Origin of the sequence: Nonlabens sp. Asnod2-A12, assembly GCF_045063745.1 — a bacterium.
Taxonomy (GTDB): Bacteria; Bacteroidota; Bacteroidia; order Flavobacteriales; family Flavobacteriaceae; genus Nonlabens; species Nonlabens xylanidelens.
On the sequence record NZ_JBEFOB010000003.1, the window covers coordinates 2,154,547 to 2,171,024 of the forward strand.

13 protein-coding genes and 1 tRNA gene are annotated in these 16,478 nt (G+C 37.4%); 11 read left to right on the plus strand and 3 right to left on the minus strand.

Annotation, left to right across the window (positions count from 1 at the left end; genetic code table 11):
- Positions 1-36 precede the first annotated feature (36 nt).
- Entirely contained in the window at positions 37-1,029 is a 993-nt protein-coding gene (gene dusB / locus ACJJVJ_RS09865; RefSeq protein WP_104514274.1) for a tRNA dihydrouridine synthase DusB, read from the plus strand.
- Here the strand turns inward: dusB and ACJJVJ_RS09870 are convergent.
- Entirely contained in the window at positions 1,014-2,231 is a 1,218-nt protein-coding gene (locus tag ACJJVJ_RS09870; RefSeq protein WP_104514273.1) for an ABC transporter permease, read from the minus strand. The genes dusB and ACJJVJ_RS09870 overlap by 16 nt on opposite strands.
- Positions 2,231-2,626 (minus strand): 30S ribosome-binding factor RbfA, encoded by a 396-nt coding sequence (gene rbfA, locus ACJJVJ_RS09875; protein WP_104514272.1) that lies wholly within the window; start codon positions 2,624-2,626, stop codon positions 2,231-2,233. Before rbfA ends, ACJJVJ_RS09870 begins: the two co-directional genes overlap by 1 nt.
- 116 nt (positions 2,627-2,742) lie before the next feature.
- Between rbfA and mce the strand changes: the two genes are divergently transcribed.
- The 4 genes from mce to ACJJVJ_RS09895 all read left to right on the plus strand — a co-directional run bounded on the left by mce (position 2,743) and on the right by ACJJVJ_RS09895 (position 5,341).
- Positions 2,743-3,147 (plus strand): methylmalonyl-CoA epimerase, encoded by a 405-nt coding sequence (gene mce / locus ACJJVJ_RS09880; protein ID WP_104514271.1) that lies wholly within the window; start codon positions 2,743-2,745, stop codon positions 3,145-3,147.
- A 74-nt stretch (positions 3,148-3,221) separates the two neighbouring features.
- Positions 3,222-3,295: transfer RNA gene (locus tag ACJJVJ_RS09885), tRNA-Ile, on the plus strand.
- A gap of 54 nt (positions 3,296-3,349) precedes the next feature.
- Positions 3,350-3,640 carry a GIY-YIG nuclease family protein gene (locus tag ACJJVJ_RS09890; RefSeq protein WP_405370072.1) on the plus strand — a complete coding sequence of 97 codons (291 nt, stop codon included), beginning with the start codon at positions 3,350-3,352 and terminating at the stop codon, positions 3,638-3,640.
- Between the two features lie 492 nt (positions 3,641-4,132).
- Entirely contained in the window at positions 4,133-5,341 is a 1,209-nt protein-coding gene (locus ACJJVJ_RS09895) for a LamG-like jellyroll fold domain-containing protein (RefSeq protein WP_405370073.1), read from the plus strand.
- Between the two features lie 84 nt (positions 5,342-5,425).
- On the opposite strand, the gene ACJJVJ_RS09900 is transcribed toward ACJJVJ_RS09895, so the two are convergent.
- The gene (locus tag ACJJVJ_RS09900; RefSeq protein ID WP_104514268.1) at positions 5,426-6,181 is read right to left on the minus strand and encodes a helix-turn-helix domain-containing protein; all 756 of its coding nucleotides are present in this window, start codon (positions 6,179-6,181) and stop codon (positions 5,426-5,428) included.
- Between the two features lie 315 nt (positions 6,182-6,496).
- Here ACJJVJ_RS09900 and ACJJVJ_RS09905 point away from each other — a divergent pair, with 315 nt between their 5' ends.
- The 6 genes from ACJJVJ_RS09905 (at position 6,497) to ACJJVJ_RS09930 (ending at position 16,435) form a co-directional block, all read left to right on the plus strand.
- Positions 6,497-6,892: a molecular chaperone Tir gene (locus ACJJVJ_RS09905; RefSeq protein WP_104514267.1), complete on the plus strand. Its 396-nt coding sequence runs from the start codon at positions 6,497-6,499 to the stop codon at positions 6,890-6,892.
- Between the two features lie 63 nt (positions 6,893-6,955).
- On the plus strand, positions 6,956-7,669 hold the full coding sequence (locus ACJJVJ_RS09910) for a PspA/IM30 family protein (protein WP_405370074.1): 714 nt from the start codon (positions 6,956-6,958) through the stop codon (positions 7,667-7,669).
- Positions 7,670-7,732: 63 nt separating this feature from the next.
- Positions 7,733-8,443 (plus strand): hypothetical protein, encoded by a 711-nt coding sequence (locus ACJJVJ_RS09915; protein ID WP_405370075.1) that lies wholly within the window; start codon positions 7,733-7,735, stop codon positions 8,441-8,443.
- 99 nt (positions 8,444-8,542) lie between these two features.
- Entirely contained in the window at positions 8,543-10,615 is a 2,073-nt protein-coding gene (locus ACJJVJ_RS09920; protein WP_405370076.1) for an SPFH domain-containing protein, read from the plus strand.
- Between the two features lie 210 nt (positions 10,616-10,825).
- On the plus strand, positions 10,826-11,440 hold the full coding sequence (locus tag ACJJVJ_RS09925; RefSeq protein ID WP_405370077.1) for a transposase: 615 nt from the start codon (positions 10,826-10,828) through the stop codon (positions 11,438-11,440).
- Between the two features lie 120 nt (positions 11,441-11,560).
- On the plus strand, positions 11,561-16,435 hold the full coding sequence (locus ACJJVJ_RS09930; RefSeq protein WP_405370078.1) for a DNA repair ATPase: 4,875 nt from the start codon (positions 11,561-11,563) through the stop codon (positions 16,433-16,435).
- The last annotated feature ends 43 nt before the right edge of the window (positions 16,436-16,478 follow it).

Sequence of the window (16,478 nt, forward strand, 5' to 3'; positions counted from 1 at the left end):
AAAGCGGAATTTTCATTCAATCCTTACCCTAACAACATGGTTAAAATAGGCGACATAGAATTACCAGATTTCCCACTACTACTTGCACCTATGGAAGATGTGAGCGATCCACCTTTCCGTACGTTATGTAAAGAAAACGGTGCTGATGTGGTTTATACAGAGTTCATTTCTAGTGAAGGTCTTATACGTGATGCTGCAAAAAGCACCATGAAACTAGATATTTATGAAAGTGAACGACCTGTAGGGATCCAAATTTTTGGCGCAAATCTAGATTCTATGTTACAATGTGTAGAGATAGTAGAACGCACAAAGCCAGATATTATAGACATCAACTTCGGCTGTCCTGTAAAAAAGGTAGTTTCTAAAGGTGCTGGAGCAGGTATCCTTAAAGATATAGATCTTATGGTGTCGCTTACTAAGGCTATGGTAGAGCACACCTCTTTACCTATTACTGTAAAAACAAGATTAGGCTGGGATGACGACTCTATAAGAATAGTAGAAGTCGCAGAGCGTCTACAAGATGTAGGTATTAAAGCCTTATCCATCCATGGTCGTACAAGAGCACAGATGTATAAAGGTAACGCAAACTGGAAACCCATCGCAGAGGTGAAGAACAACCCTCGCATGCATATCCCTATATTCGGTAATGGAGATGTTACCACACCAGAGCTTGCTATGAAAATGCGTGATGAATATGGTCTAGACGGCTGCATGATAGGACGTGCTAGCATAGGTTATCCATGGTTTTTTAACGAGATCAAGCATTTCTTTGAGCATGGAACACACATGGCGCCACCTACTATGGCAGACCGTGTAGAAGTAGCTCGCAGACATTTACAAATGGCTATAGACTGGAAAGGAGAAACACTAGGTGTTTTTGAAACACGTAGACATTATACAAATTACTTTAAAGGGATACCTAATTTTAAAGAATACCGCATGAAAATGGTCACTAGTGACGATTCTGCTGGGGTTTTTGCTGCCTTTGATGAAGTGTTAGCAAAATTCGGTGATCATAATTTTGCCTGAGAAAGCAAACGATCATTTATTCTTCTAGAACCTATATAACTGGCGATTATTCCTAATACGGTAATAGTTGCCAGAGATATAATCACATTCCAAAAATCCATCGCAAACGGATAAGGTAAACCAGGTGCTATGTAAACCAGTTTATACTCCACTTGTAACACTACAAATATTACTCCTATAACAAGACCTATCACACCACCAGAAAGTGTCATAAGACTACCTTGTATAAAAAATATCTTGCGCAATGACGCAACCGGTGCGCCTAGGTCTAACAAGGTTTTCATATTCTTCTTCTTATCAAGAATCATCATGATAATACTACCTACTACATTAAATAACGCAATGATTAAGACCAGTGTAAAGATTAAATAAACGACTAGATTTTCTGAATTAAGCATTTTATAAAGCGCATCATTCATCTGGAATTTATCCTTAATCTTAATAGGCTCTTTAAAAACATCATTAATCGCCCTGCGCACATCGTTCTCGCTTGCCGTAGGAGATAATTTTACCTCAACAGCACTAGCTGTAGAATCGTCCATTTGTAATAATTGTCGTGCTGCACTTATTCTTGTAAAAATGTACTTGCTATCCAGTGCCTCATTAACGCTAAAAGTTCCTACAGGTATGGCATCCATTCTAGAAAATGAACTACTTATATTTAATTTATTAATAGCATTAGTACCTGGTTTAGGCACCATAATTTGCATGTAACTACCATAGTTATTTACAGTAAGTGATAATCGAGAAGCTAGTGAGTATCCTGCTACTACTTGTGCATCGCTTTTAGATAACCAGCTACCGTAATATAAAATAGAATCTGGCTGGATCATGTTCACATAATCATCAGGAACCCCTTTTATAAAAGCTATGTCGTTTTTCTCTTCATAGTTCAAAAACGCCTTTTCTTCTATAACAGCACATATTAATTCTACTCCAGGGATTTTTTCAAGTTCTCGCTTTCGCGAAAGCGGAATAGAAACAGTCTTACCTTTTACCGGTAAAATTTTAAGATCTGGATCAAAATAATTTGAAAATTCTGTACTAAAATCCTTGAGTCCTGAAAAGCCAGAAAGCACAATAAATAGTGCCGCAGTCCCTACTACAGTAATAATAAAACTAAGGATATTGATAATGTTAATGGCGTTTTTGCCATTTTTTGAAACGAGGTAACGTCGCGCTATGTAAAGAGAAAAATTCACTAAGACTTTTTACGTCGTGGTAGAAGGTCTGGATTATCGATTGGGTTATTCTCTCCTCTCAGTTCACGATCTATTTGATCCATGTATTCTAAAGAGTCATCATTAAAAAACTGTAGTTCTGGCATACGTCTAAACTGGTGACGCACCTTTGCAGCCACTTCATAACGTATCTCATGACCCATTTCTACTATTTCCTTAACAACTGTAACAGATTTCTCTGCTGGAAAAACAGACAGGTACACCTTTGCATAACCTAAATCTGGAGTAACAGTAACCTTAGTAACTGATACTATAAGATTGTTTACAGCATTCTTTCTCATCACGTCCTGAATAACCGTAGATAGGTCTCCCTGTAAAATTCCGGCTATTTTCTTCTGTCTATTACTTTCTTCCATGCTGCAAAGGTAAGTTGTTCCTCATTAATAGTTGATAGACCAGTAGTTAATATGACTATAGAAATACGTTCTATTACCTTATCTATAGTAAATTTGCCTTACAAAAGGTAAATAATATGTTTGGAAAAATAGAACACTTAGGAATTGCAGTTAAAAATCTAGATCAAGCAAATGAATTATACACAAAACTTTTAGGGCGTGAACCTTATAAAACAGAGACCGTAGAGAGTGAATCTGTAGACACAAGTTTTTTTAAAAGTGGTGATAATAAAATAGAGCTTCTTGCTGCGACTAGTGAGGACAGTGCTATAGCAAAGTACATCGCAAAGAAGGGAGAAGGTATACATCACGTAGCATTTGCCGTAACAGATATTAAGTCAGAACTGATAAGATTAGAAAAAGAAGGGTTTCAAATTCTCAATAAAGAACCTAAACGTGGTGCGGATAATAAATGGGTAGCATTCTTACATCCTAAAGGAACAAATGGAGTTCTTGTAGAATTATGCCAAGAAATTGAATAAAAGTTTGCAGTTATCTAATAATTGATTAAATTTGCAGACTTTTTAGATAAGATATTACCAGCTATTATCTTATTGGGCCTATAACTCAGCTGGTTAGAGTATCTGACTCATAATCAGAAAGTCCCTGGTTCGAGCCCAGGTGGGCCCACAACAAGACCTTAGTTAACGCTAAGGTCTTTTTTATTTTAATACCTATTCATATATGGCGTGGCTCTATATCATTTTTAGCAAACAATTGAATAAATTCTATGTAGGTATTACTCAAGAGAGTCCTGAAATAAGACTCAGTGCACACAATCAAGGCAAATACGGTAAAGGAAAATTTACAGCTACTGCTCATGATTGGGAAATAAAACTAACTATACAATGTGATGATTATGCACATGCCACTCGATTAGAAAAGAAAATCAAAAGAATGAAAAGCAGAACGTACATCGAGAACTTAATGAAGTATGAAGAATTACGTGACAAAATCGTAAAACAAACTAAATAATCTGACTCTCCCGATAGCTATCGGGACAGAAAGTCCCTGGTTCGAGCCCAGGTGGGCCCACAACAAGACCTTAGTTAACGCTAAGGTCTTTTTATTCCTTCTTTTTAGAAATGACAAAGTCCATATTCACATAAGCGAGAAACTACGTCACACTCGACACAGTAATCCTAAGGAGATTCACTAAAACAACTCTTTATAAATTGGTGCTTATTCTACCTTAAATTCTCGATACCCTTACACTCATTAATATCTATTCATTAATCAAATACAGCATTTTTCTAGCATAACATTGCCTCAATAGACAAAGGACTTTCTTAAAAAGAAAGAAATGATATATTCTTAAAATACACCATTCACAAAATTGATTTTGGTAAAAAACCACTACATAAAATATAATATTATTTACAGGTAAATTTTTAATATTAATGAAGTCAAAATTTTGATATAAAATACGTATCATTATGATTAATAACCAATTAATATCCAACAACCATGAAAAAAAAACTACAACTAGCCCAAATTTTCCTACTTTTTTTATGCACAACCGCTCAAAGTCAAACACAAAACGCCCTTAGTTTTGACGCTACAGATGATTATGTCCAGACCACATACGCAGGTGTAACCGGTAGTGCAAACAGAACATTTGAATCATGGATTTACATAAGTCCTAGCGCTCCTAGCACCAACCTAACCATATTAGATTATGGAGTAAATGCTGCAGGAGCTAGAAACACTTTTATGGTCAATGGAAATAGAGGCCTGTCCTTCTTTTCTGGCGGAACTAATGCAAACCTATCATCTTCTACAGGAGTCGTTCCTGTGGGACAGTGGACACACGTCGCATTTGTATTAAATAATAGCACAGGTTTTCTATATATAGACGGACTGCAAGTAGGTACAGGAAACCTATCTAGCGTTGATACTCCTACTACAGGAATTGATTTAAGAATAGGTCGCCGAGTACCTGGTGGCACAAACCTAACATTTGCAGGAGAATTAGACGAAGTAAGAATATGGAATGTAGCAAGAACACAAACTGAAATATCCACCTCTATGAGTAATGAAATATGTCAATCTGCCTCAGGAATAGAGGCTTACTATAAATTTAATCAAGGAAACGCTAGCGCTTCTAACACTACTATAACCAGTCTAACAGATTCGTCAGGGCTTTCTTCTGGCACATTATTCAACTTTGCATTATCAGGTACTAGTTCTAACTGGGTTTCTAGCGCAGTAACTTTAACACCTATAATGGATCTTACAGTAACAGAAAATAATGGTGTTCTTTCCTCACAGCAGTCTGGCGCTGCTTACAGATGGATAGATTGCGCAAATAATAGAGCAATAACGGGCGCTACATCTAGCTCTTATTCTCCTACAACTATAGGTGATTATGCTGTAGAAGTCACCTTCAATGGCTGTACTCAATTATCAGACTGTGTAACGGTAAGTACCCTTAGCATTGATAACCATGACTTAAGTAATTTAAATATAACTCAAAACCCATCGCAATACTTAAGTTTTAATGGTATGAAGTTAGAAAACGCTCAAATAAGTATACACACCTTATCAGGTAAAGAATTACTTACCACCACGGTGAGTGAATCACAAATCATCAAACCTACTATAACTACAGGACTATATATGGTAAGCGTTACTCAGGATAATGCAAGTAAAACTTTTAAATGGATTAAGAATTAATAATTTAAAATCATAACAGATTTATAAATAAAAAGCTGCAAAAAGATGTTTGCAGCTTTATTTTGTACTAATATATTTTAAGTTCTAAATAGAATCTCTCAACTCCTTCATTTGCGCTTCTAGAAAAGCCATTTTATCTTCCATACTGTCAGAAAAGTCAGGCATTCTTCTAAAGAACACATAACGCACACGCCACAATTGTTTCACAGCTTTTTTATCTACAGTAATATCATCAACATTTTTATGATCTGCTCGCAGGACCAGCCCCTTGTCTGTAATATACAGCCTTCTTAGAATAAGTGTCTTATCAGTTACCGCAAGAACTACAGTTCCATTATTAAGTTTTGTAATTACATTTTTAGGCACCTTCTCACCTATCACTACATCTTTAGGAAACAGTCCTTTGTCATGCGTTGTCATTTCTAAGTTAGTCACTGTATAACCTATAAAGTCCTTTTCTGTATTGAGCGGTAATGTAAGTGTAGGTAAATCGGCAAGAAAAGCATCGTTGTCATAATATTCTATATAATCATGTGCTGTTTTTTCTGTAATACAAGGTATTTGTGCAAACTGCTCTCTCTCTAATTCTTCTGGTGTTAAAGTAAGACTATCGTTAAATCGCAAGAGCTGATTTACGGTTAATTCTGCAGTGAGCATATCTCCTATAGCAATGCTAAAATAATTAGCAATAAGAATTATAGTATCTATCTTAGGCTCACTCCTACCTTCTTCATAAGCACCTAAAGTACCTCTCTTTAAGTCAAATAGGTCTGCAAATGCCTGCTGACTTAACCCTTTAACTCCACGTATTTTTTTTATGTTCTTTCCGAAAAACGACATATTTTGCTAATTTTATTTGCAAATATTAAAATATTGTGTATATTTACACTAACAATATTAGCTAAATGATTTTATTTACACTAATATTTTGAGCAAAAGTTCTAAAAATGTACCAACCTTTTTAGAACAATTGTTTTTTAAAACAACTGTAATAATGCAATAGGCCGTTGCTATTTACGCTTTCGCGAAAGCGAGATAACCTTAAACTAAAAAACTATGATACCTATTATTATATATGTTATTGAAATAGCTACCCAAATTTTAGTGGGATTACAATAAGCTTTTTCGTAATATTAAACCTGCCAATTAAAACCTATGAATAATTACTTCAATACAATAAAAGACTACCTCTTACAGCTTGATTTTGACATCATCAGAGAAAATCCACAAGATGGAATAATGGTGATAGAAAAAGAAAGCGCTGGTGTTAAAAATATGATTTTGGGAATCGCACCGCCTATTCTCATTATGGAACAATATATTTTTAAAATTAATAATAAAAACGAAGAGGTTTTTAAAAGTCTTTTACAAAAAAATCGAGATATCATTCACGGCGCATTTGTACTCGATGAAAGTGGAACTAAAGTCATCTTTAGAGACACACTTCAAATAGAAAATCTAGACCTTAACGAGTTAGAAGGTACTCTTAACTCATTGAGTTTATTAATGAGCGAGTACTCAGACCAGATTATCAAATTTTCAAAATATTAGTACGGGCGCAACGCTTGCGGCAAAGTATAACAGCGGATGTAATCCGCATATAAACACAACATTATGAACATATTTAAAAGAATATTCAAAATAGGAGAAGCACAAGCTAACAAAGCAGTTGATAACCTAGAAGACCCTATCACAATGACCGAACAAGGAATACGTGATATGAAAGAAGACCTTAATAAAAGTGTAGAAGCTGTCGCACAAGTAAAAGCAATGGCCATACGTTCTAAAAATGAACGCGACGAGCACACTGCAACAGCCAAGGATTATGAATCCAAAGCTATGTTGATTCTCAAAAAAGCACATTCTGGCGACATGGCAGTAGAAGAAGCAGATCGCCTGGCTAAAGAAGCACTTACAAAAAAAGAAGAAGCTCAACAACACGCAAATCGTGCCGCTGCAGACACAGAAAAGTTTGAAAAAAATGTTTCTCAATTAAAAGATACCATTGAGACCATCAAAGGAAACATCACCAACTGGGAAAACGAACTTAAAACATTGAAAGCACGTGTTAAAGTAAGTGATGCAACAAAAAATGTCAATAAACAAATGGCAGAACTTGATAGCGCAGGAACAGTAAGCATGCTAGAGCGTATGAAAGAAAAAGTCGCTCAAGACGAAGCGCTTGCAGAGGCTTATGGAGATCTCGCAAAAACAAATAAATCTGTAGATGATGAAATCGATGCCGCAGCAGACATGACAGAATCTAAACTGGACGACGACCTGGCAAAACTGAAAGAACAACTAGGTATTAAAAAAGATGAGGCTTAATGGCAGATCGCATCCGCTAGAAGCTCATGCATACCAACACTAACCATTAAAAACCAACCAACCTTGGAAAACTATTTCAACATATTATTCTCTGAAGTGAACATCACACTTACCGTGTTGTTGATCATTCTCATTCTATACTGGCTTGCTACCATGATTTCAGGTATCGATTTTGACCTGGACATCGATGTGGACGTAGACGTAGATATAGATGCAGACATTGATCTAGACACTGGTCTAGAAGGTGGAAATATGGATTTTCAAGATGTTGCAAATGCCGAGGTAGATCGTGAGCACGTGGTAAATAAACGCACGCGTAAACTTAAATGGTGGCAAGTCTTTTTGATCTACTTCAACTTTGTAGGCCTACCATTCATGTTCACATTTACGTTTTGGATTTTTATCTGGTGGATATCATCCGTACTTACCACAATTATAACCAGTAGTTATGACAACTCATTTGGATATGTAATTGTTCTTGCGGCATTTGTACCAGCCTTAATACTGACTAAAGTGATCACCACACCATTTAAATCCTTTTTCAAAAATTTGAATAAAGATGGAGACAAAGCAGTAGACTTTTTAGGTCGTGAAGCCTTACTTTTATCTTCTATTTCTGGAGATAAATTAGGTAATGCAGAGGTCATGGCAGATGGTAACGTGATGAGTATCTATGTAAAATCTTTAGATGGATCAGAATTACGCTTTCGCGAAAGCGTGCTCATCATCAAACAATCTGATGATAAGAACTATTTTTTAGTGAGTAAAGCTTAGATAGTAGGCAAATGTTATTTGCCTACTCCTTGAATAGTAACCGCGGATCGTATCCGCTTTCAAAACAACTAAATAAACAACAAAAACCAAACAAAAACTATGGACGGAATATTAGGAATCATTGTAATAGGAGTAGGTATTTTTCTATTTCTTGTAATTGTTTACTTCGCAATTATTGCGATGTTTTACAAAAAAGTACATCAAGGACAGGCACTAGTGCGTACTGGTTTTGGAGGTACTAAAGTCGCTACGGATAAAGGACTTTATGTCGTACCGGTATTTCACCGTGTAGAAACTATGGATATTTCTGTAAAGAAAATCCAAATTGAGCGTATGGGCGTAGAAGGTCTTATTTGTAAAGACAACATGAGAGCCGATATTAAAGTAGCGTTTTTCGTGCGTGTGAATAACGAGGTAGAATACATTAAAAAAGTGGCACAAACCATAGGTGTAGCTCGTGCATCTCGTAAAGAGACACTAGAAGATCTTTTTGAAGCAAAGTTCTCTGAAGCATTAAAAACCGTAGGTAAGAAATTTGAATTTATCGATTTGTATGAAGCACGTCGCGAGTTTCGTGATGAGATCGTAGATATTATCGGTACAGACTTAAATGGTTATACGCTTGAGGATTGTGCGATTGACTTCTTAGAGCAAACCAGCGTTTCTCATTTAAAAGCTGACAACATCTTAGATGCTGAAGGTATCAAGAAGATTACAGATCTTACTGCTGCACAAAACATTAAAGCAAACCTGATTAAGCGTGATGAGGAAAAGGTAATACGCAAGCAAGATGTTGAAGCTCGTGAAGCGATTCTAGAACTAGATAAGCAACTGGCCGAAAAAGAAGAGCAACAAAAACGTGAGATTGCCAACATAAAGTCTCGTGAAGATGCTGAAACACTAAAAGTAGCTGAAGAAGAAAGATTGAAGTCAGAAACAGCTCGTATCGCTACTACAGAAAAAGTTCAGGTTGCCGAAGAAAATATGCAACGTCAGATTATCGTTGCAGAGAAAAATAAGCAACGTACTGCTGCTGTAGAGACAGAACGTGTAGAAAAAGATCGCATGCTAGAACTTACCGAGAGAGAAAGAGTCGTAACTCTAGCTCAAATCGAGAAAGAAAAAGTAGTAGAGGTTGAGAAAAAGAATATTCAGGATGTCATTAGAGATCGCGTAGTCCTTGAAAAAGGTGTGGTAGAAGAGCAAGAAAACATGAAAGATATCGAGGCTTTCAAAACTGCTGATCGTGCTAAGCAAGTTGCTATCACAAATGCTGAAGCAAAAGCTCAAGATGATTTAATTAAAGTAACTAAGGCTGCCGAGGCTTCTAAACAAGCTGCAGTTCAAAAAGCTGAAGAAATCAACATAGAAGCACTTGCGCATAAAGAAGCTAGTGAAAAAGAAGCAGACGCACGTAAGATTCTTGCTGAAGCACAAGCTAAAGAAGAAGCAACTGTAGGTTTATCTGAAGCACAAGTAATGCACGCAAAAGCTGAGGCTAGCGAGCGTCAAGGAATTGTAGACGCACTCATCATCCAGAAAAAAGCTGAGGCTGAAGCAAGCGGTATCGCTGCAAAAGCTGAGGCTAAACGTAAGGACGGACTTGCAGAGGCTGAGGTAATCAAAGAAAAAGCCCTTGCAGATGCTGCTGGTATCGAAGAGAAAGCTGAAGCAATGAAGAAACTAGATGGTGTAGGTAAAGAACATGAAGAGTTTAAACTACGTCTAGATAAGGAACTTCAAGTAGATCTAGCACAAATCAATATCCAGAAAGATATTGCCGATGCGCAAGCACAAGTAATAGGAGATGCATTAAAAGCGGCTAAGATTGATATCGTAGGTGGTGAGACTATGTTCTTTGAACAAATCATCGGTCAGATCACTAAGGCCAAAGGTTATGACAGACTCGTAAATCATTCTGAGACAGTATCTGAAGTAAAAGATGCCATTCTAGGAAGTGATGACGTAAAAGGTAATTTGTTGGATAAAGTAAAGGACTTTGCAGACAAGTATAACATCAGCTCTGAGGACATCAAGAACCTGAGTATCGCAAACATTTTGAACAACCTACACGGTAAATCAAATGATGGGGATGAGAAAAACATGCTGAGCAACTTGATGAATATGGCAAAAGGCATGGGACTTTCTGGTAAAAAGCTGGGAGATATCTAAACAACCAACCAGTAAGGGCGGATCGCATCCGCCCTTACTGTAAAGACGCATGCGATGCGTCAACAACACGCATGCGATGCGTCAACAACACGCATGCGATGCGTCAACAACACGCATGCGATGCGTCAACAACACGCATGCGATGCGTCAACAACACGCATGCGATGCGTCAACAACGCACATACAATGGGTCGAACAAGCTAAGCTAGTATGAAGCAATATAATCGTAAATCAATACGTCTCAAAGGACATGACTACACATCAGTAGGAAGGTACTTTGTGACTATTGTAATACGTAATCGGTTGCATCTATTTGGAAAGGTGATTGATGAAAAAATGATACTCAATAAATTTGGAGAGATTGCGGCTAAAGAATGGCAGCAAACAATAAATTTAAGAGACAACGTATCCCTGGGAGCATTCATGATCATGCCAGATCATATTCATTTTGTCATTCATATAGAAGAACAAAGAATACAAAAGGAATACACGGCAGAAGAGTTGGAACGCAGAGCAGGAGCAGTTGCAGGAAAACACATGAATAAGCCAGGTTCTTTAGGAGCAGTAGTCAGAGGATACAAAGGTGCTGTGACCAGACAGGTTTTAAGTATTATATCAGAAAATCAGAATAATGAATCGACCTTGAAAAATAGCGAGCTTATGGACATCCATAATCAACTGAGAGCTGAAAAAACCATATGGGTACGCAACTATAACGAAGCTATCATCAGAACTCAAAGACACTATGACAATGTAACCAGATACATCAATGATAATCCAAAGAAGTGGGATGAAAATCTGAAACAGAAACTGGATCTAGACTGATGAAAAGGCGCATGCGCCACAATGAAAGGGCGCATGCGATGCGCCCCAACACTGAGAAGGCGCATGCGATGCGCCCCAACACTGAGAAGGCGCATGCGATGCGCTACTAACTAGAAATCAATGGCAGAAAAAGATATAAAAGATACTACACAATTAGATTCAGGAACCTACGAGATCATCCAGAGCCGACTGCTTAAGCAAAAGAATGACTTGCAGCAACGACTTAATGAGCTTAATGAAGAACGTAAAAAGGTCTTCGGTTCTCTAGAAACTCGATTGATTGCAAACGACCGCGTGAATACAGAAAATAACTGTATCGCTCGTGACATCGTGACCATCGGTAAATACAGCATCTTTGGGTACAACGTGCATCTAGGATTGCGCACTGAGATGCAATTGAGCGATGTTTTTAGTATCTATGAGTTTGATCGTGACGGTGTGGATGGTGATGCGTTACGCTTTCGCGAAAGCGGGAACAAATTAAACCTCATCACAGATCCTATTTTTCAGACTGATTTTGAAAATCTGTACAAATACTATCGCAACACGATATTTTCCAAGTTTGCGATTATGGGGAATTACCTGCATATGGTATTTCAGCTCAGTGATTCGGTTACCGACATCAAGACTTTTAAGTGGTTGATAACTGACGACGGTTTGCAATATGTGGATAACCGTAGTGAGCACGAGTATCGTTTTCCTGCACAATATGGTTTCCAGTGGAAAGAAGCTGGACGCGATAATCAACGTGCTGGTGTGCATGGACATGTATCGATTCTAGACAAGGTTTTTGTAGAAACTATAGGTGGTGATTTAACCATAAAGGTTGAAGATAATACCGACGATGGTCAGGGAATATATCGTGAAGATGTAGAACACCGCGACCAGACACTGGATGATGGACAATATCGTTATGCCGATTTAGGCAATCTGATTGTTCTAGAAATAAAACCGTTTCAAGAAGAGCCTCGTTATTTTGTGTACAACCACAAGATTAAGGAAGTAGAACGCATCAATAGTATTGCAGAGGCTGCAGTATTGCTACCGGACGATCAAGGTATTATTTTCCCGAGTGGTTATTACTTGCAAACTGGAGAGTATAACGTATTCCCTAGCGATGCTGGTAAATTAAAATTTCAGCAAAGAATCGCATCACCTAATGGTGAAGATCATTTGTATGTATTTTATAATGCCGCACAGGGATTGTATGTACTCATGTCTTACAATGTGATTGATCAAACGGTAAAGACACCTATCGTTTGTAATGGATTTACTATTTTAGAACAAGGTGAGTTGTGTTATTTCCGCACAGAAGATGAACAGACCAAGCATCACATGATGCAAATATGGCAAACACCTTATTTAAAAGGTAATATCATGCCGTCTGAGCATCAAGACACGATGTTATTTAAGATAGGTAACAAGGATATTGTTAAAGCCATGGCGCAAGCAAATGAGCTGCTCACGCTTCTTAATAAAGAAGATAGTTATGGAGGTTTATATGATGACATTGCACGTTCTTCAAAAGATATTCTAGATGCCTATTACTGGTTGCCTGAAGAGGAAACTAAACAAATTAATCTACCTCTTAACGAGATCAACAAAGCGTCTAACGCAGCAATTGACGAGTTTGAAAAGGTAAAACAGCTGCGCAAACAAGCAGCTGCAGATACTAGAGATATTTCTAAAAAGGCAGATGAGCTTTTTAGTAAAATTAAAAGCACCTCATTTAAGTCTATCAATGATTTTGTAGAGCTACTGACTCAGCTGCGCAGTTTGCGAGGTGAAGCGATAGGACTTTATGAAATACGTTATGTAGATACCGATTTTATAAAAGGAATCGAGGAGCAAATCGTAGAACAAAATGAAGTGATTTCACGTCGTGCAGTTACTTTTTTACTCGATGATAAAGCACTCGCTCCTTATCACGATGCTGTTGCCGAAAAGCAAAAAGCACTAGACGACACAAAAAAAGTGATCGAGATTAAAAATCTTGAGAAAGAAGTGAATCAAATTGCTGAAGATCTCGAGCTTTTAATAGACATCGTTTCTAATCTAGAGATAGAAGACACTTCTCACTCTACTAAGATTATTGAGAACATATCGTTGATTTTTGCCACTATCAATCAGGTAAAAGCGGCGATTAAGAATAAAGTGAAAACCGTAGGTAAAAAAGAAGCGCAAGCCGATTTTGCCGCGCAGTTAAAGCTGATTGACCAGAGTATTATCAATTATCTGGACATTGCAAACACACCAGAAAAGTGTGATGAGTTTCTTACCAAAGTTTCTATACAACTAGAAGAGTTGGAAGGGAAATTTGCAGATTATGAAGAGTACATTACAGAGATTATAGGCAAGCGTGAAGAGGTTTACGCTGCTTTTGATAATCGTAAAAGTAGTCTGGTAGAAGCGCGCAATAAAAAGGCAATGGCATTTCAAAATGCTGCCGAGCGTATTCTAAAAGGTGTTCAAAAAAGGGCACAATCATTAGATAGCGTTACCGAAATCAACGGTTATTTTGCCAGTGATTTAATGATCAATAAAGTGCGTGACATTGTCGTGCAATTAAAAGATCTCGATGATGCCGGAAAAGCCGAAGCGATTGAAACAGCGCTTAAAGTGGCTCGTGAAGATGCTTTGAGAAAACTCAAGGATAAGAACGAGTTGTATGAAGATGGTGATAACATCATCAAGCTGGGGAAACATAAATTCGGTGTTAATAAACAGCAGCTAGACCTGACCATTGTATTTAAGGATAATGCGCTATTCTATCACCTAACAGGAACTGACTTTTATCAAGAATTGCATAATGAGATTCTCACACAATCTCAAGGAATATGGAATCAAGATTTAGTGTCTGAAAATAACCAAGTCTACAGATCTGCCTACCTCGCCTACTCTATTTTTAAATCTGGAGATAAAGAAGCTTTAAGAATAATGAGTCCGGCAGATTTGCTGACAACCGTTCAAGAAATCGCGAGTGGTAACTATTCTGGTGGTTATGTAAAAGGTGTTCATGACCATGACGCTGCTCAATATTTAAGTGTTTTATTACATAAACACCATGATCTGGGCTTACTCACTTATGACCCAAATACGAGAGCGCAAGCACAGTTTTACTGGAATGCACTAGATACCAAACATCAATCTAACCTCAACCGTATTTTGAAAAGTGCTGGTGAGGTATTATCAGTTTTTCCAGATAGTAAGGAGTACGACTTTATAATAGAAGAACTGGCTGATGAGATTTTTAAAACTTCTGAGTCTGCTAATAGTTTATCTATCGCAAGTTACTTATTCAATGAACTTAAAGACAATGATCATTTCACAGTAAGCACGAGCGCGATTCAATTAAAAGAAGCTTTTGAAAAGAAAATAAAATCTCAAAATGCCGATTTAAAATTTAAGAAAAGTCTAGAAGCTTGTGAGGATGAGAAGTCTAAAGTGGAACTGGTGAGACATTGGGTTTCCGCTTTCGCGAAAGCGGACTCAAGACAATCTTTACTGACATATGTAAACGAATGTGTGGCAAACATACTTTATGGAGAGCTGACAGCTGATAAAACAGTTGCCATCTCACCTAGTGAAAACATCAATGGATTAAAAGGATCGCACCAGACGATTGAAGAAGGTGTGTTTGTGTTTAATTACCATGAGTTTGTACATACACTAGAGCACTTTACAACGATAAAAGTACCTGCTTATGAAACCTTCAGAAAAGCAAAGCAAGAGGTAACTGAAGAGTTAAAAGAGTCCTTGCGACTAGAAGAATTTAAACCACGTGTATTGAGTTCTTTTGTCCGTAACAAGTTGATCGATCAAGTATATTTCCCACTAATAGGTGATAATCTTGCCAAACAATTAGGTACGGTAGGTGATACAAAACGTACCGATCGCATGGGTTTATTGCTACTCATATCACCACCAGGTTATGGTAAAACAACCTTGATGGAATATGTGGCAAACCGATTAGGCTTGATATTTATGAAAATAAATGGTCCAGCGATAGGTCATGAAATTACATCAGTAGATCCTGAAGCAGCAACTAATGCAGCAACGAGAGAAGAACTTAAAAAGCTGAATCTTGCTTTTGAAATGGGTGATAATGTGATGTTATATCTAGATGATATCCAGCACTGTAATCCTGAGTTTTTACAGAAGTTCATCAGCCTGTCCGATGGTACTCGTAAAATTGAAGGAGTCTATAATGGAAAGCCTAAGACCTATGATTTACGCAGCAAGAAGTTTTGCGTGATTATGGCTGGTAACCCATATACAGAAAGTGGTGATAAGTTCCAGATTCCAGATATGCTTGCCAACCGTGCCGATATTTATAATCTAGGTGATATTATAGGTGATACGGCTCATTTATTTGAGCTGAGTCTCGTAGAAAATGCACTGACTAGTAATCCCGTATTGCAACAATTAAGTAACAAGCATTTTGATGATGTGTATGCGCTTATAGATCGTGTTCAAAACGGAGCAAGTGATAATGAGTTGAAAGGAAATCACAGCAATCAAGAAATAGCAGATTATATAGCTGTACTTGAGAAGGTATTAAAAATACGGGATACCGTTCTTAAAGTGAACCAGACCTACATCGCAAGCGCAGGAATGGAAGACACTTACCGTACCGAGCCTAGTTTTAAACTACAAGGTTCTTACCGTGATATGAATAAACTGGTCGCTAAGGTAGTTCCTATAATGGACGATAAAGAGTTGCAAACGCTCTTATTATCACATTATGAAAGTGAATCACAAACCTTAACTAGTGCTGCTGAAGCCAACCTGTTGAAGTATAAAGAACTCGTCAACACCATCACTACAGAAGAGCAACAACGATGGGAAGACATCAAAGGGATTTTTGCCAAGAACAATAAGCTTAGTGGCCTAGGTGGACAAAATCAGATGTCTCAAGTCCTGAGTCAAATGATGGATTTTACCGAGAATCTAGAAGGCATTAAAGAAGTGTTGAGGAAAGGGCTTAGTAAGTAATATATATGAAGCTAAGACCACTTAAAGTATTGTTTTATAGCTT

Bases quoted from the DNA above. Each gene is read 5' to 3' on its own strand.
- ACJJVJ_RS09920 (WP_405370076.1), top strand. From the start codon at position 8,543: ATGGACGGAATATTAGGAATCATTGTAATAGGAGTAGGTATTTTTCTA.
- ACJJVJ_RS09925 (WP_405370077.1), top strand. From the start codon at position 10,826: ATGAAGCAATATAATCGTAAATCAATACGTCTCAAAGGACATGACTAC.
- dusB (WP_104514274.1), top strand. From the start codon at position 37: ATGGTTAAAATAGGCGACATAGAATTACCAGATTTCCCACTACTACTT.
- ACJJVJ_RS09905 (WP_104514267.1), top strand. From the start codon at position 6,497: ATGAATAATTACTTCAATACAATAAAAGACTACCTCTTACAGCTTGAT.
- ACJJVJ_RS09900 (WP_104514268.1), bottom strand. From the start codon at position 6,181: ATGTCGTTTTTCGGAAAGAACATAAAAAAAATACGTGGAGTTAAAGGG.
- mce (WP_104514271.1), top strand. From the start codon at position 2,743: ATGTTTGGAAAAATAGAACACTTAGGAATTGCAGTTAAAAATCTAGAT.
- rbfA (WP_104514272.1), bottom strand. From the start codon at position 2,626: ATGGAAGAAAGTAATAGACAGAAGAAAATAGCCGGAATTTTACAGGGA.
- ACJJVJ_RS09910 (WP_405370074.1), top strand. From the start codon at position 6,956: ATGAACATATTTAAAAGAATATTCAAAATAGGAGAAGCACAAGCTAAC.
- ACJJVJ_RS09890 (WP_405370072.1), top strand. From the start codon at position 3,350: ATGGCGTGGCTCTATATCATTTTTAGCAAACAATTGAATAAATTCTAT.
- ACJJVJ_RS09930 (WP_405370078.1), top strand. From the start codon at position 11,561: ATGGCAGAAAAAGATATAAAAGATACTACACAATTAGATTCAGGAACC.
- ACJJVJ_RS09895 (WP_405370073.1), top strand. From the start codon at position 4,133: ATGAAAAAAAAACTACAACTAGCCCAAATTTTCCTACTTTTTTTATGC.